Annotated in this window: 16 protein-coding genes and 1 pseudogene; 5 read left to right on the top strand and 12 right to left on the bottom strand. The window is 40.8% G+C overall.

From position 1 onward, the window contains the following. Positions 1–5: 5 nt before the first annotated feature. The gene (locus tag E0D71_RS11140; protein WP_133003391.1) at positions 6–1,013 is read right to left on the bottom strand and encodes an ABC transporter permease; all 1,008 of its coding nucleotides are present in this window, start codon (positions 1,011–1,013) and stop codon (positions 6–8) included. 165 nt (positions 1,014–1,178) lie between these two features. Here E0D71_RS11140 and E0D71_RS11135 point away from each other — a divergent pair, with 165 nt between their 5' ends. Next, positions 1,179–2,210, top strand: coding sequence for a LacI family DNA-binding transcriptional regulator (locus E0D71_RS11135; RefSeq protein WP_133003390.1), 1,032 nt, complete (start codon positions 1,179–1,181; stop codon positions 2,208–2,210). 320 nt (positions 2,211–2,530) lie between these two features. Here the strand turns inward: E0D71_RS11135 and E0D71_RS11125 are convergent, their stop codons facing one another. From E0D71_RS11125 to umuD, 4 genes and pseudogenes are all read right to left on the bottom strand, one after another. Next, positions 2,531–2,752, bottom strand: a complete 222-nt coding sequence (locus E0D71_RS11125; RefSeq protein WP_133003389.1) for a hypothetical protein — start codon at positions 2,750–2,752, stop codon at positions 2,531–2,533. Positions 2,753–2,823: 71 nt separating this feature from the next. Further along, positions 2,824–3,246: a hypothetical protein gene (locus tag E0D71_RS11120; protein ID WP_133003388.1), complete on the bottom strand. Its 423-nt coding sequence runs from the start codon at positions 3,244–3,246 to the stop codon at positions 2,824–2,826. A 74-nt stretch (positions 3,247–3,320) separates the two neighbouring features. Then, positions 3,321–4,591: pseudogene (gene umuC, locus E0D71_RS11115) on the bottom strand (translesion error-prone DNA polymerase V subunit UmuC). After that, on the bottom strand, positions 4,591–5,037 hold the full coding sequence (gene umuD, locus E0D71_RS11110) for a translesion error-prone DNA polymerase V autoproteolytic subunit (RefSeq protein ID WP_133003387.1): 447 nt from the start codon (positions 5,035–5,037) through the stop codon (positions 4,591–4,593). The pseudogene umuC and the gene umuD overlap by 1 nt, the downstream one beginning before the upstream one ends. Before the next feature lie 315 nt (positions 5,038–5,352). Here umuD and E0D71_RS11105 point away from each other — a divergent pair, with 315 nt between their 5' ends. The 4 genes from E0D71_RS11105 to E0D71_RS11085 all read left to right on the top strand — a co-directional run bounded on the left by E0D71_RS11105 (position 5,353) and on the right by E0D71_RS11085 (position 8,227). Next, the gene (locus tag E0D71_RS11105; protein WP_133003386.1) at positions 5,353–5,682 is read left to right on the top strand and encodes a hypothetical protein; all 330 of its coding nucleotides are present in this window, start codon (positions 5,353–5,355) and stop codon (positions 5,680–5,682) included. 478 nt (positions 5,683–6,160) lie between these two features. Beyond that, positions 6,161–6,379 carry a hypothetical protein gene (locus E0D71_RS11095; RefSeq protein ID WP_133003384.1) on the top strand — a complete coding sequence of 73 codons (219 nt, stop codon included), beginning with the start codon at positions 6,161–6,163 and terminating at the stop codon, positions 6,377–6,379. Positions 6,380–6,381: 2 nt separating this feature from the next. After that, positions 6,382–7,587: a site-specific integrase gene (locus E0D71_RS11090; RefSeq protein WP_133003383.1), complete on the top strand. Its 1,206-nt coding sequence runs from the start codon at positions 6,382–6,384 to the stop codon at positions 7,585–7,587. Next, positions 7,580–8,227 (top strand): hypothetical protein, encoded by a 648-nt coding sequence (locus E0D71_RS11085; RefSeq protein ID WP_133003382.1) that lies wholly within the window; start codon positions 7,580–7,582, stop codon positions 8,225–8,227. The genes E0D71_RS11090 and E0D71_RS11085 overlap by 8 nt, the downstream gene beginning before the upstream one ends. Positions 8,228–8,305: 78 nt before the next feature. On the opposite strand, the gene hhe is transcribed toward E0D71_RS11085, so the two are convergent. The 7 genes from hhe to E0D71_RS11050 form a co-directional block, all read right to left on the bottom strand. After that, a complete protein-coding gene (gene hhe, locus E0D71_RS11080; RefSeq protein ID WP_165942987.1) occupies positions 8,306–13,945 on the bottom strand; it encodes a DUF4011 domain-containing anti-phage protein Hhe in 5,640 nt (1,879 codons plus the stop codon). Positions 13,946–14,010: 65 nt separating this feature from the next. Further along, a complete protein-coding gene (locus E0D71_RS11075; RefSeq protein WP_133003381.1) occupies positions 14,011–17,322 on the bottom strand; it encodes an HsdR family type I site-specific deoxyribonuclease in 3,312 nt (1,103 codons plus the stop codon). Positions 17,323–17,450: 128 nt separating this feature from the next. Continuing rightward, complete coding sequence (locus tag E0D71_RS11070; RefSeq protein WP_133003380.1) at positions 17,451–20,159, bottom strand: DEAD/DEAH box helicase; 2,709 nt, start codon at positions 20,157–20,159, stop codon at positions 17,451–17,453. Beyond that, positions 20,146–22,113, bottom strand: a complete 1,968-nt coding sequence (locus E0D71_RS11065; RefSeq protein ID WP_133003379.1) for a hypothetical protein — start codon at positions 22,111–22,113, stop codon at positions 20,146–20,148. The genes E0D71_RS11070 and E0D71_RS11065 overlap by 14 nt, the downstream gene beginning before the upstream one ends. Further along, on the bottom strand, positions 22,097–23,500 hold the full coding sequence (locus E0D71_RS11060) for a hypothetical protein (protein ID WP_133003378.1): 1,404 nt from the start codon (positions 23,498–23,500) through the stop codon (positions 22,097–22,099). Before E0D71_RS11060 ends, E0D71_RS11065 begins: the two co-directional genes overlap by 17 nt. Positions 23,501–23,619: 119 nt before the next feature. Then, entirely contained in the window at positions 23,620–24,960 is a 1,341-nt protein-coding gene (locus E0D71_RS11055; protein ID WP_133003377.1) for a restriction endonuclease subunit S, read from the bottom strand. Then, positions 24,950–26,611 carry a class I SAM-dependent DNA methyltransferase gene (locus E0D71_RS11050; RefSeq protein ID WP_133003376.1) on the bottom strand — a complete coding sequence of 554 codons (1,662 nt, stop codon included), beginning with the start codon at positions 26,609–26,611 and terminating at the stop codon, positions 24,950–24,952. Before E0D71_RS11050 ends, E0D71_RS11055 begins: the two co-directional genes overlap by 11 nt. Between the last annotated feature and the right edge of the window lie 99 nt (positions 26,612–26,710).

Raw genomic sequence — 26,710 nt, 5'->3', positions numbered from 1 at the left:
TCTCATTACTTCGTCACGTGAGGGGAGCGCATCGAAGTTAAAGAGGCTAAAATCCGGTTTATCAGATCAAAGCGCCCCACACCTAAGAAGCACAACAAAAGTACTCCCCAAGCTAAATCTCTAACAAAGTTAGACAAACCAATAAAGTTCAGTAAGCTCGATAGTAATTGCAGAACGACTGCGGATAAAATAACAGTAATAATGCGGCCATACCCTCCCTCGGGTCTTACGCCTGCCATAACAGCAATCAAGATTGCAACAAGCAGATAAGATGATCCGTAGTCCCACTTAACATTGATATTACGTGCCGCAATAATAATTCCTGCAATTCCGGCTAAAAGCCCTGAAATAGCATATGTCGTGATAATAATTCGTCCACTTGGAAAGCCGCTATAAACTGCTGCTTTTGGATTTGCACCAGTCAGCATCAAACGCATGCCATAAGGTGTATATTTCAAGATCACACCCAATAAACAACCAATTAGAATAAAGATAATAAAACTAGTAGGAATACCAAAAACAAGCCCATTACCGATCACATACAAAGGGTCAGGTGAACCGACTGTAACTGAGCGTCCGTCAGACAAAACCACGGCAACTCCAGTAAATAACATTTGTGTTCCTAAAGTCCCAAGAATGGGAGTAATACCAAATCTCGAGATGATAACTCCGTTAAAAATCCCTCCAAGTAATCCAATCACAACACATCCAGCAGCAAAGGCTATAGTGAAGAGCATAGGGTCCTGAGAAGCATCAAAAAGTGAGAGAGTAAAAATACCTGACGCGACACCAGAAAGATTCGCGTTTGCGATCCCTGACAAATCAATTCCGCCGTTTCCCGCACACATAGCCAACATAACACCAATAGCTAACAAACCAATTTCTGGAACCTGCATCGCCATAGATTGAAGATTGAATAATGACAGATAAGTCCCGCCAGAAACGACACCACCAAATCCGAATAAAACGATGATCAGAGTACATAACACCCAAAGATTTGCATCGCGTTTCATAAGCCCTCCTAAAATTTAGTAAAACTAATCATTGATTTACTAAACCATATCAGTAAGATTTTTCGTGTACAATACATATCTCTTAAAAAAAGCATGAGTCATGGGTTTAGAAGAATTTAAAAAGTTTTATTAAATAACCTAATAATAGGAACCTACATTTAAACCATGGATACAACGAACAAAAAAACTGTCACTCTGAAAGAAGTTGCCAATCACGCTCAAGTTTCCACATCAACAGCCTCTCTTGTACTCAATGGTAAAGGTGACATCTCGAAATCGACTCGCGACAGAGTACATGCAGCTGTCTTGGAGCTAAACTATAGACCTAGGCTAAACAAATCAAAGAATGACTCATCACACACACTACGTTTTCTTAAAATAGCGAAGCATGGCCAAACCGTGAATCGTGACCACAACCATTTTATTTCTGATTATATAGACGGTATGTCAATCGAAGCTTCTCGACGCGATTATGCTCTAGAGGTCATTACATTGAATGGGACTGACATGCATAGCATACTTTCAGCGATAGAAGGGAGCGATCTCAGTGGTATTATAGCGTTAGGCACAGAATTGACTGAAGAAGACATCACAGTTCTTTCTAAATGTGGACAACATATTGTTTTCATAGATACATTTTATCCATTTTTAGAAGCTAACTTTGTAAATATGGATAATGATCAGACAATTTTTGCCGTTGCTTCACAATTTAAGAACTCTAAATTTAAGCGAGTGGGTTTTGTTGGAAGTAATACCAAGGTTGAAAACTTCAGATTACGTGAAGAAGCTTTCTACCGAGCTTGTTACAAGCTAGATATCAAAATATCGAAACAAGATCAGTTCACTGTAGCAGCAACTCGTGACGAAGCGTACGAACAAGCAAAGCAATATATAGAACAACAAGATAGTGTGGCTGATGCTTACTTTTGCGTCAACGATATAGTTGCATTTGGCGTAATGCGCGCCTTGGAAGAATTAGGGCACAAAATTCCAGCGGATGTATCAGTAATAGGTTTTGATAATTTACCAATGAGTAGCCTTCTATCCCCTTCCCTAACAACTATAGATGTACCAAAGCAGCAAATAGGATCTATGGCCATCCGATTAATTGATGACATGATAATAGCCCAGTCTACTAATCCGCCAGTAAAAGCATTGGTAACAGGAAAACTGATTATCAGAGAAAGTTCAAACTAAACTGGATGGACTTCCCTGACTGTTATAAACCCAGTCACAGCAAAAACTGAGAATCTTGATAGATCAGAGATCTAACCAGTAGCGACCAACTATGAGTCTATTGCAAGTAAAAAAGCGGCTAGCATTTAGACTCTTAGTATCAGATAACTAAGTTATTATTTAAATTATAACTCCGTGGCGAATTTTTCCCAAAAGATCACTTGCCCGCTGCATTCCTTCTTTAGTCACCATCACTGATTCTGGAGCCTCACCACCTAAAGCTAACGCTGGCTTTTTGATCCAAGACTTCCACTTGTCATCGTCACCAAACAGCTTCAGGCCTAATTGATGAATTCTGCACTTAACTCTTCCATCTCAGATGCTTCAATCGTTTCTAGCATAACGGCATAAGTGTCAGCAGGTACACAGTAAAATACGGGGGTTCCGTCCTTCACAATAGCAATAGACGCATCTTTAGACTCATTCAAGACTCGATCAAGATTTTTCTCAACATCATTAATATCAATGCTTTTTTCTGCATAGTTCTCTCGTTTAGGCATCATCTATCTCCCCCAGAATGACTGTTGAATACAATGACAATCTACATGAAAAGCCAAATAAGACTAAGGTGTTTTTAAAAAAGCACTCTGCTTCGAAAATGATTTCTGACCTTAACAAAATCAGCAAGCGAATGGTTCTCTAGCATGAACTCTTTAGCTGATTTGCTATTAAATGTCGGGTGATTAATTGCCCTTTTGAAGAAGTCATAACCATATCCACTTGGTGCACTCCAACGAATCATCTTATCAATATCCACTAGTAGCGCTAATCTATCAATAGTCTCTTGGTCTACTTGGATACTCTTATGACTTTGTGCAGTCTCTACCCATTGATTCCACGTAAAAACCGAAATACCACCGAGAAAAGTACATATCTGTTCATCAGATATATCCCAACGTTCCTGTAGGCATTGTTTCTCAAGCCATAAAACAACCGTTGCTACTATCTGGTCTGTTGGCACATTACTAGCATTTTCTTTGGTGATTTTATCGCTCATGGAATACCTCTCAATCAATCATTGTCGTTGGCGTTTTTAAACCAATAGTCAATTTAAATTTTCTACACTTTGAATCAAAAAACCTTTGGCAACTCCTCCCACCTAGTCGTGTATGCTGGCGATAGATGTTCTCGTTTCATTGACCATTGTGGTGACACACCTTGCGAGGCAAAAAAGACGTTACCCAGGTCGCTGTGATTGATTTTGTCCACGACACTCATTAGGGCTTTTGAATTGGTTTTCGTGCTGTCTGCTCGAAATAAATCTTGTTGTAAGGCTCCATGTTCGTAGAAGTCTGTCAGCATCACCCCACCTTTGGCATAGCGATAGCCCGTCCGATACATACGACGAAACAACACGTCGGCCACTTCTAATAAATATCGTGTGTCGTCAGTTGGATTGGGGAGTTCTGCAGATAACGTTTTCGAGTACTGCGGTTCGTTTGGAATAAAGGGGCTGGTACGGATAAACACACTCACAACGCGACAAAGGCGTTTTCCCCACGTAGTTTCTCGGCGGCTCTGGTTGTGTACTTGGCGATGGCTTCCCGAAGTTCGCGCTTCTCCGTCACTTTATGACCAAATGAACGACTACAAATAATTTGTTGTTTAGTCGGCCTGACTAACTCTAAATCCAAGCAAGACACACCATTCAGCTCTCGAATAGTTCGCTCTAACACTACAGAAAACTCACTACGAATGGATTTAGGATCAGCGTTAGCTAAGTCCAACCCAATATGAATCCCCCTCTCCTTTAGCTTTGCCGTAGTACGACTGCCAACGCCCCACACATCACTCACGTCAACCAATGCAAGCAAACGCTTTTGTCTATCTGAGTCCATCAAATCCACGACAGAACCCGTCGCTGGATATTTCTTTGCAGCGTGATTAGCCAACTTAGCCAATGTTTTGGTGGGAGCTATACCAATCCCCACTGTAATTCCTGTCCATTTATCGACCTTAGCTTTTACTCGTTTACCAAACGCCAGCAAACCCGTTACATGATCAACACCGGTTAAATCCATAAAGCCTTCATCGATGGAATACACTTCCAGCCGTGGCGCTTCCTCTTCCAAAATAGTCATTACTCGATTCGACATATCCGCATACAGTGCATAGTTCGATGAAAAACACACAATCCCATGCTGCTTTATCTCTTCCTGAACCTGAAACATCGGCACGCCCATCTTAATACCCAGCGATTTTGCTTCTTTTGAACGTGCAATGACACAGCCATCATTGTTAGATAAGACAACTATGGGTGTGCGTTTCAAATCAGGTCGAAACAACTTCTCACAACTAGCATAAAAGTTATTGCAATCGACTAAAGCAAACACTGTTTGCATCAGCCACGCTCATACTTACGAATCACGCTGGTTACTACACCAAAAACCTCGAACTCTGACTCTTCTGTTATCACAATGACTTTATAAGCCTGATTTCTAGGGCGAAGAAGCACATTAGGTTGTAACTCCAAGGTCTTTACAGTCATTTCTCCATGAATACAGGCAATTACGATATCACCATGACGAGCGGTTAATGACTTATCTACCAGCAAAACATCACCTGATAAGATACCAGCTTCAATCATGGAGTCACCTTGGGCACGAACATAGAACGTAGATGCAGGACGGGAGACACAAAACTCATTAAGGTCCAACGTTCGCTCAACAAAATCTTGCGCCGGAGAAGGAAACCCAGCTGACACAGAGTCAGCATAAAGCGGAATTCGCAGACTATTTGCCGCGATAAACTCCGACGATTCAGATACACCTAAATAAGTTACACGCATAACTCACCAATATGCTGTATGGATATACAGTATATATTTAGAGACTACGAATAGCCAAGTGAATTCTCGCAAGAGGATAAATTCCAAACTCTAAGAGAAAAATTAGGGAATCTACTCTAGGCAAACTGCCAGGATACTCCAGAGTTAGTGGCAGGCAGTCTATCAGGGCTACTGATTATGCTGATATTAGCCGTTTGAATAACTTGAATTAGCATTTTTTAAGCCCTATTGATAGGTTTACGCGATGGCCTTTGTAATGGAAACTATTACAATCGACAGTCCAAATACTCATAAAGCGAAAGAGCCTAAATAGAAATGAATGAACACCAGAAACTCATAAAAGCCCTTCATATAGCCCAAAGTTTCGGTATTACTAGCATCAATCAGATGATTTTCTTTCTAATGATCGCCAAAGAAAAAGAAGCAGCTCTTTCCGTTCTCGACCTAGCTTCTACTAATGACGCAACCTCTGCTGAATATAAATTCGCCTTAGGACAATTTCGAAAGCTTTCTTCAGGGAGTAAATATCGCTCTAGTGATGGCCTTGGCTTGGTAGAGTATGCAGACACTGGTTTCAACAGAGGAGTAAGACTTACATCAAAAGGCCAACAATTGTTAAGCCAACTAGAAGATATAATTCTTTGACGCCAAAAATAACTATTCCTCTACCAACGAAAAGGCATTGATTTCACACTTTTTGTTTTTTCATTCTTACGAATTTCTTTATATAAAAGTCATAAAGCACTGTGACTTTGAGAAAATCTAATCATCTTGTTTTACAGGTAGATACTCCGCAAGCTCCACTAATTCACAATCAAAGTATGAACACAACTTATCTAAGTTATCCGTCACAGTACTATAACCTTTGTGATTAATCATTTTAGATAACGTCATACGATTAATGCCAGTCTCAGCAGCAACCTCCCCTATTGTTATACGCCTGTTTTCTTTAAACGACTTATCAGTAATCAACTCTTGCAACCTAAATCTGATCATATTTAAGATCCATTGATAATATTTTTAATCAAAAATGTTGACAACCTACTCGAAGTGACCTAAATTGATCATATTGATAATATATATTATCAAATAATGATATATTTACTCATTTGAGGAGATAACTATGAACACTTACCTTACCACAGAACAGCTCGCAGAGAGAATCCATTATAACGTTCGCACTATCCGTAACGATTTAGTGGATAGCTGCCTATTTGAAGGACGTCACTACATACGCCCTTTCAATAGAAGAAAAATTCTTTTTATTTGGGAAAATGTCGAGCAAGACATGTTAAGCCTAGTGGAAGACTCACTGGCTTTGGCCTACTCAGAGGAGATGTAGTTATGGCAAGTGTCAGCGTACGCAAAGAAACAAACACTCTTTACCTTGATTTTCGATACATGGGGAAACGTTGCAGAGAACAAACAGCGCTGAAAGCGACCATTGCAAATAAGCGTAAGCTTGAAAAGCTACTCACACAGGTCGAGTCTGAAATCATTGCAGGTACCTTCAGATACGCCATGCGTTTTCCAGAAAGCAAAATGAGTGGTTACTTCTCAGATATAGAACAAAAAACGTACGAGCCTGATCTTTGGCTGGAACAGCAAGGACGAAAAGAAGCTGAAGTCTTTTCTGTGTTTGTTGAAACCTGGTTCAAACACAATAAAGTAAGTTGGAGACGGTCTCATATAATCAATGTAGAAAGCATCATCAATAAACATTATCTGCCATTTTTTGGTGACAAGAAAATCGACAGCATCACAAGAAATGATCTGCTTACGTTTCGCACAGTTCTCGCCAAAGTACCTGGACGAAACAGTAAAGAAAGCCTATCTAACACTCGTATTAATAAGATCATGAATCCATTGAAACGCATCTTCGAGGACGCTGCCGATGAATTTAACTTTATCACGCCCTACATTCGCATTAAACCATTAAAGTCACCAAAGACGGACGCGCACCCTTTTACAGTGACTGAAGTAAATAGAATTCTCAGTAAAGTTCGACCTGATTACCGAGACTATTTTCTCGTACGTTTCTTTACAGGAATGCGCACAGGTGAAATTGATGGTCTTAAATGGAAGTACGTTGATTTCGAAAAAAGGCTAATCAAGATCCGTGAAACTATCGTTGCTGGTGCAGAGGACGAAACCAAGACCGAATCTTCTCTTCGTGATATCCAAATGAGCACACCGGTTTTTGAGGCATTAAAGCGTCAGCAAAAACATTCTGCTCATTTTAATAAGTTTGTCTTTTGCAATCGTGAAGGCGAAGCACTAAGCCATAACAATGTTACCAAACGGGTTTGGTACCCCTTACTTGGCAGCTTAGGTATCGAAAAAAGAAGGCCTTATCAAACACGACACACAGCCGCGACATTCTGGTTAGCCTCAGGAGAGTCACCAGAGTGGATTGCCCGACAAATGGGCCATGCAAATACCGAAATGTTATTTCGCGTCTACTCTCGATACGTTCCCAATCTAACCAGAATGGATGGCAGTGCCATGGAAAAATTACTAAACACCAAATTGGAGATTCGTCATGCGTAACTTACAAGCTCGCTCCGCCACCCAACCAGATTTAGATGATATTAGTAATCTAGTCCGATTCAAGGGGTGTTATTTTTTGAAAAAGTTAAACGTCATTCATAATGAAAGCAATTACCCCCAGCGCGTAGCAATTATCACCGATATTGAAGGAACTGGTGAATTAGAGCTCCGTCTACTTGGTGATAATTTTCAGCGGCTAGAAAAAAAGGTAAACGACTACATCATGCTTGAGGCTGCTGTAAAGAACTATAAACATGGGTACTTTTTTTACTTAGCGTGGTATGAGTCAGTGACTAATAACACACTAAATTCTGAAATAACTTTTTTAAATAAAAGCCAGACTGTAAAGCCAAACAATAAAATTTATTTATCATTATTCGAACGTATAAACGCCATCACTGACATCCAAATTAAGGAGCATTGCTTAAAATTAGTACAGCATTTCAACAAAAAAACCAATTATTACAGTAGCTTAGAGCTTTATCAGCAACACTCAAATACTAACGATTATGAGTTTTGCGTTGATCTCACAGCTAAGGTTTATAAAAACCTCAATATTGAAATCGTAGGCAAGGAATTAATCCAACTTAAGAACCAGACTCCTTTCAAAATATGGGAAAAGAGATTAATTGGCGATTAAAAGTAAAATTCAAAGCCTGCGTAGATTGATATCTACGCAGTTTATACACTTCAGTTTAGGCTTAAATATTACATATCTCTAAATTTCCTTTTCATCTTGAGCAATAAGATTGAGTACTTGCTCAAGATATCCTCCATGTTTGTTAGATGTAGCTGTACGGAGATATGAAGGTATTAGCTCCAGAAATTCACTTTTTGAAATAGGTTTAAATTCACATAAAGCGGCTATCATAGCAGGTCTTAGCAGCCTACTTGCCAAAGGCACTTCATCGGTAGTAGGGATAACTTCCTCAGCAAACTTTTGAAGTTTGTCCTCTAATAAATCATTTGTTTGAATAAACCTATCTAGTTCGTCTAATACCTGGCTCTCGTGCTCGATAACACTTTCAATATCTTCTACTTCAGATTCTATTTCTGCATGTTCAGGTACTTCAGTTTTTAGCTGATGAAGTGCTTCAATAACCGGTTTTAATTGAGCCTGCGGGTTTTTAAACCAGTCGGTTGACCAAATTCGTTTAATATTCCAACCTAAACCTTCTAATACCGACTGACGCAATCTGTCTCTATCACGAGCAGATTTAGCAGAGTGGTATGTTGCTCCATCACATTCCACGCCCATTAAATATCGGCCAGGCTGCCCTGGATCTTGTACAGCTAGGTCAATAAAGTAACCGGCAACCCCAACTTGTGGCACACAATTGAACCCTTCAAGTTTTAGGGCGTTCATCACTGAAATTTCAAAATCGCTATCTGGCTGTTTGCCAGTATGTTTTTGCTGTTGAAGTTTGCCAGTCTGGGCAAAGCTTAAAAAGCTTTTCAGCGCTTTCACTCCGGGGCTTGATGTTTCTGAGGCGACAATATGCCCTTCGGTCATCGAACTGAAAACATGCATACGTTTTTTAGAACGGGTAAATAAGACGTTTAAGCGTCTACCACCTGCGGCTGAATTAATTGGGCCAAAACGCTGTGGCATTTGAGCCGCACCTGCTTCTTGAGGACCGTAGGTGCATGAAATATAGATCACGTCTCTTTCATCACCTTGCACATTTTCAAGGTTTTTAAGGAATAATGCTTCATCTGTATTAGCGTTATCCGCCAGTACATCTCTAAATTGAGGGTCATCTTTAGATAGTTCTTCCACACAACGCTCTATTTGCTCTCGCTGTTTTGAACTCATAGCAACCACACCTAACGACTCATGTGGGCGATGCAATAAATGATTTCTCACTGCTTCGGCAATCACCTTCGCTTCTTCAATGTTATGCTGATTTACAAAGCGACCACTTTTTACATGAGTAAATTTAATACCAAATTCATCACTTTTACTTGATGGTGATGGGAATACCACTAAGTTACTGTCGTAAAACTCTTGGTTTGAAAAGGCGATTAAGCTTTCGTGACGCGAGCGATAATGCCAACGTAACCTACGAGCATGGAACATAGGAAAAGAGACATCAAGGATGCTTTCTGATTGCTCTATCGCTGTGGTATCTTCATCATCGTTATCAACTGCTTTGTCAAAAAAACTAGTTGGTGGTAACTGTTTAGGGTCGCCAACAACAACTAATTGTTTACCTCTAGCAATAGTACCTAAAGCATCTTGAGGTTTAATTTGTGATGCTTCGTCCATCACAACCAAGTCAAACTCTAATTCCCCAGGTGCTAGGTATTGCGCTACTGAATTTGGCCCCATCATGAAGCAGGGTTTTAAAGCCACTAAAGATTTACCTGCTCGTCTAACTAGTTGCCTTATCGGTGCGTGACGAGTTTTTTTGTTCACCTCATTATTGATAAGCCCCATTTCTGTGTAAGAAGAAACCTTGCCGCTAGAAATACCAGAAACGATGTTAGACACGCCGGTTTGTGCGACTTGATAAGCTATTTTCTCTTGTTGTAATGTTTTTAGCTTATTGTCGTATTCTCTAAATTGTTTACGAATTGCATTTTGGTCGGCTCCTGAAAAATAAGCTAACTCCTCATTTTCATTTATGATTTCTCTGGCTAGAATATCAAATACTGAGTAAACATAGATTTGTTCAATATTTTCTAAATCTAAAGCACCAATTTCGGTGTTATGTAATAAATTTTCTAATCCTTTATCTGATAAGGATGATCTTATTCTTATAAAGTCTACCCAAGTACTTAACCAGCGAGGTTGGCTAATGGCTTTGTTATTACGTTCTTGCATGAGCGTTAATTTACCATTTGTGCCTTTAAACCAGGCATTCTCATCCAAATCAACTTTGTGAGAAAACTCCTGTAATGTATGTTGATAGCTATTAAACACAATTGAAATATTTTCTAAATTCCCCTTAATTATCTGAAGTGCTTCACTGCTAACATTACTTAATAAGTACTCTTTTAAAGGCTCTGATTCGAGAAAATTAATTGCTCTACTTAGTTCTAATGTAGATTCTATTTTTATGAGTTGCGTTCTAGAATCATTTCTAATTGATAATTGAGTACTTTCATCAAATAACTCTCGAACAATATCATTCTCATTAAGTACATGCTCTGCACTCACTAAAGTTGAAACTTGTTCAATACATTTTGTTAACTGACTTAAAGTAAAGTCTTTCTTAGATAAGAATTGTAAAGTTCTAATATCGCTTTCTAGTTCATCAACAAACGATGAAATACCAACATCTGCTGACAAATCTGTATTTTTATCGTCAAATAATGGATGAGAAAAAACACTTTCAAGTTGAGGAAACAATTGAGAAAACTGCTCGAATTCTGCAAGTGATTTTGATGCAGCTAAATGCTTTAACCCTTTAAATAATTCACTCTCGATAGAAAATAATGAATTAGCAAAAGACACTTTGTTACCAAAGCCTACACCATACGAGGCACGAATATCTTTATACCACGCTCTAAGGCTGATGACTTCAGCTATTGGTGTATCAATCCCTTTAAACTCATGTTGTAGCAAAGTTTGGTAAGCGGATTCTTTGTTTAATTGATCTATCAACTCTCGATACGCTGTTAAGCTAGCAATAAATGGTACTAACTTTTTAGCTTTAGGCTTCAAACCCTTAGCATACATAAGCAGTTTTGATTTAGCTGCTCGCCACTCACTACTAAACCAACAGAAAATTCCTGCATTTTTCATAATGCTATCAATTTCTTTTAGTTCATTTTCTGTAGGTAAATTTTCTAGGTTAAAGTGTTGTTCTAAGCTCTTGTGTAGAGGTTGAATTTTAGGAAGAAGCTCTTCTAAATTAGCTAGGTGACGGTCTAAAAGTTCATTATCAAATAGCTCATGCCTTCTAGATATTAACGTGATATCAAGGGCGTTAATATGTTCAAAATACTGCTTACATTCTAAAAAGCCATTATACGATGAGGATAATAAGTTAGATAAGCTGGTGTCTTGCTCAGTTAATGTTTTTAAATCATCTGAAAGCGAAAGACTTACGTCTCTTAATGTTTTAAGCTGCTGCAACTGTTGAAAAATATTAGTTAGCTTTAATTCGAGATTTTTACACTCTTTTTGTAAATTTTGATTCGATTTTGTAAAGTGCTCTAGGCTTTCACCTTCGCTTAAAACGGTTAGCTCAAATAATTCTTTCAACGACTCTAACTGCGCAGATGTCGTTTTAAATCGCTTGATGTATTCGGTTAATTCATTGGCTTTCTGATCGGTTATTAATTTTAGAGCTTGAAGATATTCCGAACCTTTTAGTTTAGGTATCTTATTACTGTCAGCTAATACTTGCTTCAATGAGCTAATATCATTCACTATATCGCTGTTAAGTTGTTCATTAAATGGCTTAACTGATTCTTCTAAATCAGCAATAGTGCTATTCCAAGCAACCAACAGCTTGCATACATCATCACAATCAAATAGCTGGATTGATTTATTGTAGACACCAAACCAAGGATGGTCTGATAACTCAGCCTCTGAACCGAATTGTTTTTTCACCTCATCAAAAACATCAGTATATTTCTTAAGTTCATCTGTAGTTCTTCTTGATGATATTTCATCGAATCTTTGGCCATTAATGTGATCAGGCTTAATATCTTCTAACGAAATATTTGCGAATTCTTCACGATACCGTGTTGCTGTAGAAAAGATTTGATGAATTGTTCTCCCTGTGTTTTTCCATGTGCTGTTGATCAAATTTGCATAACGAGTTAATGCTTCTTTTTTCTCTTCATACATTTGGATATCAATATCAATTGTTGACGGGTAACGATAATCATCTTGGTTGTTTATTCGCTTGGCTATATTTTCATATACTTGTTTTTTCTGTGTTTTATGACTGTGTAGTTCTAGACAAAAATCACCTAAACCAGCTCTAGACAGTCTAGATTTTACGACTTGAAGTGCAGCCATTTTCTCAGCAACAAAAAGTACTTTCTTACCTTGAGAGATAGCCGCTGCGATTAAATTAGTAATGGTTTGAGATTTACCAGAGCCTGGAGGACCTTCGATAACTAAGTCTTTTCCCTGAATAGCATCAACCAACGCACTGTGCTGTGAGCTATCTGCATCGTCTATTAATGGATATTGTTGATGTACATCATCAAGCTTATCTATTAGATACTCTTCACCGAAACTTGTGTTACTTCCATTACCATCATCAACACCTTGTTTAGCAAAGAACTTTTTAAGAATTGAGTGGTTTTGAATGTTTTTCGCACCTTCAGGCCAGCGAGCAGGATCTAAATCCAAGTACATTAATAACTTTCCGAAATCGAACATAGATAGCGTAGCAAAACGCTTAACCTTCCATTTAGGTTTATGTTGTAAAAATTGGCTTTCAACATTCTTTAAGTATTCTTCTGGTAGAACGTCTACCGTTAATTCCGGCAGTTCAAGATGAAAATCATGTTTTAGCTTTTCTCTCAAAGATAAATTTGAAATTATATCTTCGCCTGTGTATTCAATAGTGTAAGTATATGTACCAAGATCTTTATTTAATGAAGCTTTATCAATTTTTACCGGCATCAAATACAATGGAGCTTGTTTTTTTACGTTTGATTTTTCATCTTCAAACCACTCAAGAAAGCCAAATGCTAAATAAAGGATATTTGCGCCAGTTTCTTCAATAGCAGTATTTGCCTTGGTTCGAATGTTACGTAACTGTGCTTCTAGCTCTCGTGGATAAAGAAGCGATTGGATATTGGTATCGTTATGCTTTGAATCTTTAGATTTAATACTTAATGGCAGCTCATAGCTTGTATTAAACCCTTTGACTTTTGCCCATTCTTTAGCACTTGGATCAGCTTTTACTTTTACCTCTTGGCTATCATCAATAAGGATATATCCATTCTCAATTAATTCTTCTCGCAATGGTTCCGCAACAGGTATAAAAGTAAAAGAATCACCTTCAAGTATATTAGAAGCTAATTGATCCGGCATTTCATCTACAACTCTTATAAATCCCGATTTGCCATGATTAAAATTAAGCAGTCTGTTTCGCCCAGTAAGGTCTAACAATCTATTTCTAATAGCCTGCAAGGAATCGAATGAAAAATTAGAGTCCTCCTGAGTATTCGACATATTCTCCATTCCTTTCTTGAATTCCTTTTGGTTTATATTTTTTAAAGACCATGTGAAATCTGAACTTTTCAAAACTTTATCTTTCAATTGACCATAAAGGTATTTATTAACAAGCTTACGATCAAGAGATAGCTTTTTGGCTATATCTCTAGCTTTAATATGTGGGTTATTTTTGATTTCTTTAAAAATTAAATCTTCAATCTTCAACATACTAAAAATACCTATTCATCCCCCACACTCTTTCGAGTGCTATACCTAATATTGAAACGGTCATACTAATTCGAATTGTATTTTTTATAGTTCTCCGCCTGCTCTAACACGCTTTTGTACACGTCGTCGTTGGCGACGGGAGGGAATCCGTATTTATGTAGCAGCAGTATTAAATCAACTTTGAGTGTGGCTTTAATATCATCGCGTTTGGCAAAGTCTGGGTATTTGGAGACATCGTCGACGATGACTTTCATGGCTTTAGCGAGTTCAAGCATTTTGCCAGCATCATAACTAAAGTCATATTTCTTTTGCATGTGTTCTAAGATGTCGAAGAAGGCTTTTTCTTCTAGGTCGATTCCGAGGTCAGCAAAGGAGCCCATTTCTTTTGCCATGTCGTAGATCATGTCGGTCATTTCTTGGCTAAAGGTGTCGAACTCTTCGCCGTTGAGTTCATCGTTTTCTCGGCGTTCGTTGTATTGTTCTACCAAGGCTTCAAAACGTGAGGAAAAGTCGATGCCTTTCACTTGGTTCACTTTTTTAAATTCACTAATGGCTTTTTGCAGCATTTTTTGCAGCAGTTGAATCTTGGTGTTAGGCAGTTTGATTTTATTGATCCGCGCTAAATATTCTTCATCGAAAATATCGATGGCGTCGGCTTTGTCTTCGCCAATGGTGTAAATCTCTTCCACCCCATCCGCTCTAAGTGCTTCGGCGATTAGTTCTCTTACGCGGTTATTCATTTGCGCAGTATCGGGGGCGTCGCCTTTGGTTAATTTGAAGACAATAGACCGCACGGAGATATAAAAATGAATCAGGTTGCGTTCGGTTTGATCAATACGATCACTGCCACAGCAAATATCGTAAGCGGCTTTTAAACGCTTAACCAAGCCCATAAAACGGTTTTCACCCTTTTTGGTTTGTAAGACGAATTCGGCCCCTTGGTTTAAACACTCCAATTGCAAACGTGGCTCGTCACTAAAATACGGTGAAACATCAAAGCTGTGAAACATTTGCTTGAGTAAATCCAAGTGGTTTTTTACTTCCACGACCGACAAATTCACATCTTCTAAACTGCTTGTGTCGGCTTTGGAATACATGGCCAAGGCTTGATTCATACGAGATTTAATGCCGATGTAATCCACCACCAAGCCTTTTTCTTTGCCTTCAAACTTACGGTTTACCCGAGAAATAGTTTGAATCAAATTATGCTTCTGTAACGGCTTATCAATGTAAATGGTATCTAGCTCTGGCACGTCAAACCCAGTAAGCCACATGTCCACTACGATGGCGATTTTGAAATTGGATTTCGCATTTTTGAATTGGCGATCCAGTTCTTTGCGATGATCTTTTGTCCCGACCAGCTGATACATCTCGGCTACGTCATCTTTGTTACGGGTCATTACCATTTGCACCCGTTCCAGAGACATAAGCTCTTTTTGTTCTTTCTCAGTTAACTCAACCTCATCGGCGGTTTGGCGTTTTTCAAACCAAACTGGTCGCAGTGCTTTAACCGCTTTATAAAAATCATAGGCAATCTCACGGTTCGAGCAGACAAACATGGCTTTGCCTTTAATAGAAGAACCTTCGTTCACTCGGCTTTCATAATGGAAAACAAAGTCTTTCGCCAAGGCGTCAATGCGGTCAGGGTCGCCCAGAATCGCATTCATATTGGCCGAGGCTTTTTTACTCTCTTCTATTTGATGTTCACTGGAGCCTTCTGCGGCGCAATCGTCGTAGTATTTTTCAACTTCCGCTAATTTGCTATTATCCAAAAAGACTTTCGCGGCGCGGCCTTCGTAGACAATGCGAACCGTGATTTCGTCGTTCACCGCTTCGGTCATGGTGTAGCTGTCGATGGCTTGGCCAAATACATCCAGCGTGGCGTCTATGGGCGTGCCGGTGAAACCTACATAAGTGGCGTTCGGCAAAGAGTCGTGCAAATACTTGGCAAAGCCGTAGGTTTCTTTCATCGAAATGGCTTTGCCTTCGCTGTATTTGATCACGGTTTTTTTGTCGAGATTCACTTGAGAACGATGAGCTTCGTCTGAAATACAAATGATATTGGTGCGCTCAGAGAGTAATTGCAGGTCTTCGGTAAACTTATGGATGGTCGTCAGAAACACGCCACCACTCTTGATACCTTGTAACTTAGCCCGCAAATCTTCACGGCTGCTGACCGACACAATGGTGTCGTCACCAATGTAGTTAGTAGCGTCTTCAAACTGCTTAGAAAGCTGATCGTCCAAATCGGTACGATCCGTGATTAAGACAATGGTGGGACTTTCAAAGTCGATGCTCTTCATCAATAAACGACACAAGAACTGCATGGTGTAGCTTTTGCCACAGCCTGTCGCACCAAAGTAAGTGCCGCCCTTACCTGAGCCTTGGGGCTTGCGTTCCTTTAAAATATTAAAATACAGCTTGCGAGCCGCATAATATTGAGGGTAACGACAACACACCTTGATTTCTTTTTTCGTGGTGTCGGGAAAGAAGACAAAGTTCTTCGCCACGTCCAATAATCGCGTCTTGTTGAACAAACCCTGGATCATGGTGTAAAGGGAATTAATGCCGTCTTTTTCGGCAGATTCAAAGCCAGTTTCCTTGCGCCACGCATAATAATATTCGTAAGGCGCAAACAGGTTACCAAGCTTATTATTCACGCCATCACTGATGATGGTAAAGGCGTTATAAACAAAGAGTTGTGGAATGTCGCGTTTATAGCGAATACAAATTTGTTTCCACGCATCATAAACCGAAGCGCTTTTTTCTCGTACCGCAGACTTAAACTCAAACACGACCAACGGCAAACCGTTCACATATAAAATGCCATCGGGAATGCGCATTTGCCCATCGACGCCTTCTATTTCAAGTTGATTCACTAATTTATAAACATTCGAGTCAGAAGATACGTTCGACGGAGAAAGGAAATAAGGCGGCACAGGATCAGCGACTTGTTGTAAATCAGCCTCGTCGGCCAACGTCTCTGATACGTTGAATAATTGAGCGAGAGCGGCATTAAGTTGCTGTGTGTCGATCAACTCAATGTACAAATCTTTTTGGTTACGGTCTTCTCGTTTAAACAAAAAACCATTTGCTAACCAATGACAAAAGGTTTTGTTGCTTCGGTAAAGGTCGCTGGCGGGTAAACTCTGTAACTGACGAATAATGGATTCGATTTCGCTGGGCGTAATGCCGTCTTGCTGATACTGCTTAGACAGATAACGTCGTAGATCGTCCAGAATCAATACTTGAGACGGCTCGTTTCGCGCCACGTCCTGACCCAGAACATGGGGATAGCCCTGCTCACCGAGTAACTCGATAATAGCTTGCTCTAATCTTGCTTCGGTAAATTTAATGTCGCGAACCACTGCAACCATGCCTAAAAATTCCCTCTATGTCCTTGTTCGTACTGCGTATTTACAGTCTCACTTTACACTACGCCAGGCAAGCCTTTTAACCGCTCGTCGTAAGCGATATTTTACATCGTTTTTGAAATACTCTTTTATTACTCTTTCTCTTCAGAAAATATCGCGGGATACGGATCTTCAATGGTACTGTCTTCTGTCCGTTCTGGTTGTTTCAAGTAAGACTTCCATTCATACGACTTCTCTGTCCCTATTCGTGAATCAGTGTCATCCATTAAGCATTTGTCTAATTTACTTTCAGCCTTCACTTTACGTTCTAGGAAAGAAGCTAGCTGATCTTCATCAAAGGAATGCTCTAAATACGGAAAGTTTATTCTCAATTCACTTTGCTGTTGATCTTTATACTGGCGATTCACTTTGCCGAATAAGCGATCTATACGACCTACGCGTTGTTCGTGACTCCCTGGGCTGCCAGCCAGGCCATAATGATGCACCTCATTACATTGAAGGTGTAAATTGACACCCTCTTGAAAAACCGACGTCGCCACCAGCACATTCGGATAAAAAGGCGTATTAAACCCAAGCTGTAAATTTTCTCTATTAGAGCTTTCACCACTCGCATAGGCTGCAGGAGAGCTGTGCGCTTTAAGCTCATGCCAGTCATTCTCTATGTTATCTAACGCCACACGAGCAACCTTTCTACACACATCTTCAAACGTTGTCAGTGCCGCTTTGAAATACCACAGAAGCATTGATTTTGACAGTTTCTCAGAAAAATCTTTGATGAAGCGCTTATAACGCTGTTGGGCACTTTCACCACGCTTATGCAAACTTACATCGTTATCAAATATATATAGCCAACAAAAAAGCTCGATCATAACGGGGCTGGCAAACAACACACCGGCTTTAAAATAGTTCGAAAAGTTTTCTTTGGTCGATGGGTCCCAGCTATTTAGTGTACTTTTTTCTTTATCGTTCAACTTATTGACTAAGTACTTCCAGATAGTAGGCAGTGGCTCTTCTTCCTTTTTCTCATTGCCCTTAGAATCAGTCACGTTAAACGAATACCGCTCAGCACGCTGGTGATGTGCCGCTGTCGCGTACATCGCTCGCTTACTCTGACCACTCTGAGCCTCCCAAAAATAGGGGTAATCTTCTTCCAGATAATCCAAAGCGGGTTCCAAAAACATAGAAAAAATACTTTCAGGCTTTCTAAAGCGCAGCGCGATATTCGTACACACCGTGTTCTGAGTTTCCTGCAGATTTTCTTCATCACGCTTTTTAACAACGAACAATTCGGTGATCCGTGACCGTAAGTAGTTATCGCTGTTATTCGACTGATCAAGATCGGCGCCATCTTCTTTTTCATCTGTAAGAGCGTCTTGTCCGGTAGGATCATTCTCTTTATTGAACTGATTGTTCAGCCAAACCCGACTCCACTGAGTACTCTGCCATTCTTGCTTTTGAGCCTTGCTTAAGTTAAGTGCCTCGGATATTTGATCGCCAAATACCTTGTCATAACGTGAATTAACCCGCTTAGTAAGCTCCCTAACAGAAGGGATACGACGAACAAATACAAGGTGTTTAATATTATCCAGCTTTGTGTGATTCAGTTGATTTGGAACAAAATGATCCACTAAGGCTTTGTATTTTGGATGTTCTGGAAACGCTCCAAAACATTCATAATATTCATAATATTCTCGACTCAAACAAGCCAGAAGCTCAGTATCTGCCGCTTTCTTAAACGCACTATTAGTCTTTTCTTTGTCCTGCTTCTCTTTTTTCTCTTGTTTAGCTTTATCAGCTTGATCTTTATCCTCACCAAAGGATTCAAACCCTTCAAGATAACCATAGAGAAACTGTCGATTAGCTCCCTTGCCTTGAACTTTCCTTACTAATTCCCGTTGATAAAGCCCGAAGAAGAGCTCTGCGTTCTGATTCCCAGAAAAAGAAACAGGGAGTACAGTCTCTTTACGATAATGTTGTTTAGCATAATGACGACCACTAGCGCCTTCTAAAAGACGGTGCCGTCTTAATCCGTACCTTGTTAACAGGTCTGATGCATCATAAGGCGCTTGTGTTTCACTGTTTTTCAATTCACTGTCAGGGGCAAAATAACCAAGGATATTGGCGACATCATTTACCGATGAATGGGTGGGCGTCGCTGTCATCAGCAACACTTGCTTTGCCAGCGCTTCGTCCCCTTCGCCAAAAAACGCTTTTGCAGCGGCCACTCTTTGCGAGCCGCCTTCTATATTTCGTAAATAATGGGCCTCATCGATCACTAAAAGATCAAACCCTTCCCCGCCTAAAGCCTCCATCACACGGTTATTTAGCGCTTTAGCTTTGCTCTCTGCCTGCGCAATTTTTCCGTTTTCACTGTCCGCTAAGCCACTAAAAGAATGAATCGTCGTAAAGTAAACATGATGCTCTTTATCGATCAAGTTAACCATATCTTCAAGCTGGGATTGAGGCTCTGCAATCTTAAGAGGCTCTGTACTGCCTCCGCGCCAATGACTTTTCGCGAATGTATCAAACTCCCCTATCCATTGAATACAGAGACCTTTATTGGGGGCAATCACCAATATTTTGGCATCCGGTTTTACTTGCTGTAACAGGCGAATAATCCCGATGGCTTGAAAGGTTTTTCCCATGCCCACTTCATCAGCGAGTAAGGCAAGACCGTGCTGATGCAATAATCGACATAAGTAAGCGACACCCTCTGCTTGCTTGGCCGCCATAGAATGGTTTTGGTCCGCTTTGTATGCCCAGCTTTTATCGCCTTCTACAAAACTCATCTGCTTTGATACTTCTTGAGGGGTAATCCTTGCCCAATTAGATAGTGACATAATCACTCTTTTTCTTGATCAATTTACGATATTTATGACTGCCTATGTCCTTTGCTTTATCCAAGTCGCGGAGACTAAGCGAACTTAAGCGCTTTTCTAAGCTTGGTGCTTTCGCTTTACACTTAGCCAACTTAATTAATCGATTAAACTCCTGCGCCATATACCAATTGAACACATTCATCTCTCGGTCTAGCTCTGTCTCGATTCTGTTCTTCATCTCAATGAGACACCCAGGAATGACAAAGCCATACTGCTCAATCATGACGTCTGACTTCGACAACTGAATGCGCTTCTCGTATTCATGCATCGCTTGAAACATTCGGAAATAACTTAACGCCGAAGGGGCGGATTGGGAGCCCAAAGAGCCTGCTTCTTGCTCAATGAGCAGATCGTGGTCATTGTTTAAAATGCTCTCTCGCAATGAGGCATTTGGGTGATTCACAAGCGGTTGACCAGAGATTAAACAGTCAAAAATTTCATCTAACGAGTCAAACTGCTCCACACGACGCATGACACTATTGTGTTCAACAATGAAACAACGGTATCGTTGATCGCTGTTTATGATCAACTCATAAGTGTGATTAACCAGTAATTCGCTTGGTTCAACCGTCAACGTTTTATTAAGTTCAAGAGCAGCGCCATCCGTCTCAAAGACGAAAGATATGGGCCCGATAATATCAGGCAAGCGTATTTCTACGCTTTGTAAAACTTGGCTCTTATCCACCTTTTCAGCGGCTAAATTGTAAGTCAGTGTTTCCCAATCAAATGACACTCTCACATTGACAGGCAAAAGTTCAGCCACCTCAAGGGCATGCGCATTTAGCTCTACGCTTTCCATGAAGTTACCTTCACCAATAGTCAAAGACTCTTTCAGCACATCCGTTAATGGCTGGGTATGGTTAAACACCACACCGGCCTCCACATTCACATGACCAGATTCGCCCTCTTCAAGTGCAATATTGGAACCCGGAGCCGTAAAGTTCCAAGAACCAATAGCCAATTTGTGCTCCGTCATCCAGACCTTAGCGTGGCATAGCTCGCTGCGTTCATCTGGCTGAACAGGGTTTCGATAAAACCGTAATTGCTGATCATTAATCTGGTCATTTAAGGAAGAAGACCACTCCGTACGCATTTGTTTATTTTCAACCAAATCTGGAATCAAACACACGGTCAACTCCTCACTGGAATGGATGCCTCGAAGGCGGTCTATAAACCCAGCTAAGTCTCTCGGAAAGTAAGGCGACCAGACAACAAGTTCCTTTGTATTTGGCTCATTCAAAAGATGCCCAAGAAGAGAAGTGTGTTCAGAGCCACGCTCCGCATTCAAAAAGGTATGCACAAAATACCAATCGGATGGGCTTGGCGCCTTTCTTAACGTTTTTCCAAACTTAAATGGGTGTTTGATAGCATTAAATTTGAAGAGTGGTTTAAAAAAACATCGTATTGCCTCTGCTTGATGGGCACATTCGACCTGATGAAAAGAAAAGACTTCTTGGTTTGTTGACCAACCACTTTGCGTTAAATTGGCGCTGCCTACCCCTAAAATAGCTTTTCCCTGATCGTCCTGAAGAAAGATCACCTTGGGGTGGAATAAAGAACTCTTATCCAGACGACTTTTCCTCACGCCAGTCATGGAAACCGGAGCAACGCCATACACCTCTATTGCCGTGCGCTTAACGTCATTGGCATCGTACATTCTCTGATCAGCAAACACTTTAACATCAATACTAGGCCCCGCTTTTCTATTGTCTAATACGGAACCATTAAGCTTTTGCTGCATCAGCTCAAAATCAATCCGACTTCGAGGAGGCTCCATTTCCAACAGCGTAGACAAAACGTGGCGTTCGAAAAAGTCCACATTTAGATTAAAAGAGGTAAACCAAGCATATTTTAGCGTCCCTAAATCTTGAACTTGCTGCTTTAAGGCATCCGTCATTTTAAATGTTTGCGTCATGACCCTTTCCTTCTAAGCCGCGAATTAACTGGCTAAATTGGTCAAGATAATACCTATGATACCAAGATTTATACGGCCTTCTCTCTGGCTCGGGAAGACTTCGAAGCGCCACATGACACCGATAATTTCCCTGACGATCTTTTTCGACCCAAGGGCTCTGCCCTCTCTGCGCCATAATATTGTGGTGATATTGGAGTAGTTTATCCACCAGCACCGTCATATTCGCCTGTGCGTCACTACCTTCCAGCTCTCTCATTTCGAGCAATGTTTCATAACGCTTTCTAGCAGAATCTGACCATTTCACATCAAGAGTCGCTAAACCTCGTGCAAGCGTGATGATTGAACTCACATTTCGTTTTAAACCACAGTAGGTATCGTAAACCTCTTTCTCTGTCTGAAGCTTTTGACTCATCAATACGGTAAACAACAGCTCACACTCCGCGAGAAAAGGCTCCACTTGGCAAATATCATTGAGCCTCTTCTTTTCTTGATCATCGGTTTCTAGCTGAAGAGCGCGCTCAAAATACACTTGAGCAGAAGAATGGTCACTGCCCAACTCACTAATGGCCTGATAAAGCGAACCAGAGGCTTTTTGATCCAGCGCCGTCACCTTCAACCAAAAGTCTTTGCTGTAACTTCCCACCACTTCAGAAGAAGCAAAGCATTCAACATACTGGCGCTTTATGGCTTCGGGAATGTCTTGCCAACTCACACGGGGTTTAAAATGGTTTTGTTTGATGAATGCTTTTAGAAACGAAACAGATGTCTCAGCCAATTGGCGCAACCCCTTATGAGAGACAATAAACGCCTGGGCGTTTTCCCATTGTGGAATAGAGTGGGGTTGATGATAACGAAGCGCTTTGTCAAAAAAGGATAATTCGATAAAAGGGGTTTTATATCGGCCACTGACACCTAAGGTCAGCTGTCGAACCAAAAGCTGCTCTTGCGAGTCTCGGGTGAAAATAAGGGGTGCTTTGGGTATGCGTTTGGTCGTATTTTGAGAAATCTTTAAGCGTGCTTTTGATGCCCCCAAAATGCCTTGTGTTTGCACATCTTCTGCCGATTCTGCGGCCAGCATGGAAAAGACAAAAACGTTTTCGAGAAATATCAAACACGTTTGCTTAAAAGCCAAGCTGTCTATTTGTCCATAGACCTTCTCTAGCTCGCCGCTTAACTTGGCATCAACACTGTCGACTAAGGTTTTTATCACATAATGATGCACGAGATTGAGCGTGTAATTGCGCACATCATTCGAAATTGAGCTCACACGATTATTGAAAATGGCTTGACCCAAGCTCGACCAAATCATGGTCATGCCTAATGGGTCAATATTTAAAGATTGGGTGATGGTCTCGTCGTAGTCAGTAAAAAATTGATTAAGATACATACTCTAGCCTGCGCACATCTTGCCGCAATAGCGAAAAAACGTTATTCAATTACCGGCGGTAATACAACACCAAATAGTCTTCTATATTTGGCGTTGTATTGCCCATTGACTGTCTCGTTTTACTCACCATCAAGCAGGCTTTTGGCCTGTTCAACTTCGACAGAATCCAAACGTAACTCACCGGAAATGAGTTTGGGGAGTAAGGTGTCACGAAGTGACTCTAACGAACTATTTTCGACTGCTAACTGAGATACTCTCCTATAAAAAGGCTTTAATGTTTGAGAAACAAACTTCTCAATTAAAGCCATGTTTGATGGCAGGCTAAAATTAATAAACGCCAGTTCAGAAAATGTTATTTGTGGAAAGGTACCTGATCGTAATTCTGCAATACGCTGAAGCTCATCTGTTGTTTTTTCTAATGTCAGTAAGAAATATGGCAGCTCTGGTTCGATTCCAGCTTTAGCTCTTAAAACCATTAATTTTGTAGAAACAACATACTGCTCTGAATTAAAATCAACAAAGGCAAAGCGTTTATTTTTTGGGCGTATTTCACTAAACAAAATATCTTTTTCCTTAATGGATTTTTTTGCTTGCCCTGGTAAACCGTCTACTTTAGAGATATTTCTGTGTAAAAATTGGCCATTTTCAATATCTCCAGTATTTAAGAACACAACTTCCTTAACACTTTTAAGAGGATAAGTAACAGACTTTGATTCGACTAAATCATGAAGCGTTACATCATTCCACCCTTTCGGAATCCACCCAAGTTCACTCTCTTCGAATTCACTGGGGAAAAGTTGTCGTACATCATCTGGTAAAGGTTGAAAGTCATCGCTGGCGCGAGCGTCTTGGCGACATGCGGCACGTTCGGCCAAGGCGTCTGGAATGGGGTTGCCTGCATCTAAAGCGTTGTCGATCACAGGATCAAAATCCACAAACCACGATTTAAACAAGGCCTGCGCCATTTGTTCTAGGGTTTGATTGATTTGGCGGTTAAGGGAGATTTTGTTATCAAAGTCATATACAAATTCCGCAATTGCATGCCTAACTTTCATACTAGGAGCTCTAACAGGAATTTTTTTTAAGTCTGTCTGAGTGATTTTAGGTCTCGTCGAACCAGAAATATAGCTATCTATTTCTGCATACTGCAATGCATAACATAAAAAAATGGTATCTAAATCATCAGATCCTTGTAATACATGAGCGTGATTATTAACCCAAAATTTACCGCTTGCCGTAAATGCAATTGGGGTATTCCTAGTTCTTAAGTTATCACCATCTTCAGAGAGAAGAAGATAAAGCCCATCAAAGGCATAACTATCAACATAATCTGCTATATCTGATGCACCGTAATAAGGATAAGGACCAGCTTTTCTCTCTGATTTTTTTATAGGTTTTCTTTTTGAGTCATGAATCGTGACTAAACTATCTAATGGTTGTAACGGCCACTCACTCTCCATAACCCAGCCCCTCTAAATTCTTGCGAATGGCTTTATCAAGCTCTTCCGCTTGCTTCATTTGGCTATAAAGGGTTTGGCTGAGTTCGCGCATTTTCACTTCAAAGGGAATGCCGTCGTCTTCAATCTCAGCAGCGCCCACGTAACGGCCCGGTGTGAGTACATAGTCGTTGGTTTTGATGTCTTCTATGGTGGCGGATTTGCAGAAGCCTGCAAGGTCTTGGTATTCACTGATTTTGCAGTCGCCGCTTGCCACGCGTTGTTTCAAGGCTTCATCGCTGCTGCGCCAGGCGTGGAAGGTGTCGGCGATTTTCGCGAGATCATCCACAGTGAGGTCTTTGTGTACACGGCTGATCATGGAGCCCATTTCACGGGCGTCGATGAATAGGGTTTCGGTTTCGCGGTTGCGGAAACCTTTGCTTGCGTTCGCAGTTTTGTCTTTGCTGATAACCCACAAGCAAACAGGAATTTGTGTGGTGTAAAACAACTGCCCCGGCAAAGCGATCATGCATTCTACGCGGTCGTTTTCCACTAGCTGCTGGCGTATCTCCCCTTCCCCTGACGTGTTCGAACTCATGGAGCCGTTCGCCAGTACAAACCCTGCGGTGCCGGTTTCGCTGAGTTTCGAGAGCATGTGTAATATCCAACCATAGTTGGCATTGCCCGTTGGCGGCGTACGGTAGCCTGCAAATCGTGGATCGTCTGTAAGTTCCGATTCGCTGCGCCAGTCTTTTAGATTAAATGGCGGATTCGCCATGATGTAATCGGCTTTTAAGTCAGGGTGCTGATCGGAGAAAAAGGTGTCTGCGGGCTTTTCACCCAAGTTGCCCGACAAGCCACGAATCGCCAAGTTCATCTTCGCCAGTTTGTAGGTGGTCGAGGTAAGTTCTTGCCCATAAATGGCGATGTCTTTACTGCGGCCTTCGTGCTCTTTGACGAATTTCAAAGATTGCACAAACATACCGCCAGAACCACAACAAGGGTCATACACTGTGCCTTGGTAGGGTTCGAGCATTTGTGCCAATAGGGTCACCACAGACTTTGGCGTGTAGAATTCGCCGCCGCCCTTGCCTTCTGTGGCAGCAAATTTACCCAAAAAGTATTCGTACACTCGACCCACTAGGTCTTCTTCTGTGGTGTCGCATTCGTTGGCGAGGGTGTCGATGTTTTCAATGCTGTCGATAAGGGACGCAAGCTTTTTTACTTCCAAGTTTTGGCGAGAGAAGTAATTGTCTGGCAGTGCGCCTTTTAAACTTGGGTTGTTCTTTTCTATGGTGGCTAAGGCGGAATCAATAATCACCGCGATATCGTCTTGCTTGGCACGCACTTTTACATAAGACCAGCGCGTTTCTTCGGGCAAATAGAAGATGTTGTCTTGCTGGTAAAACTCTTTCATCTCGATAAAGGCTTCTTGACCGTCGTCCATCATTTGTTGGCGACGGGCTTCGAATTTATCACTGATGAATTTAAGGAACACTAAACTCAATACAACATGCTTGTATTCGGAGGATTCAACACTGCCGCGCAATTGGTTCGCGGTATCCCATAAGGTTTCTTCAAAGCCTTTGCTTGGTTTTTTCTTAGTGGGTTTCTTTTTTGCTGAAGGGGTTTTTACAGGTTTAGCCGATGCTGCGTTTACTTCTGTCGGTTCCATGAGCTGGATTTTCTCCATTGGCGGTGTTTCGCCTTGTTCTAAACGGGGTACTTGTTCTAAGCAAAGTAAGATGCATGAACGCTGGATAGCAACTACTTT

The sequence above is a fragment of the Marinomonas sp. KMM3893 genome, assembly GCF_004352855.1.
Lineage (GTDB): Bacteria > Pseudomonadota > Gammaproteobacteria > Pseudomonadales > Marinomonadaceae > Marinomonas > Marinomonas arenicola.
This window is presented reverse-complemented; position numbering and strand designations above follow the sequence as displayed.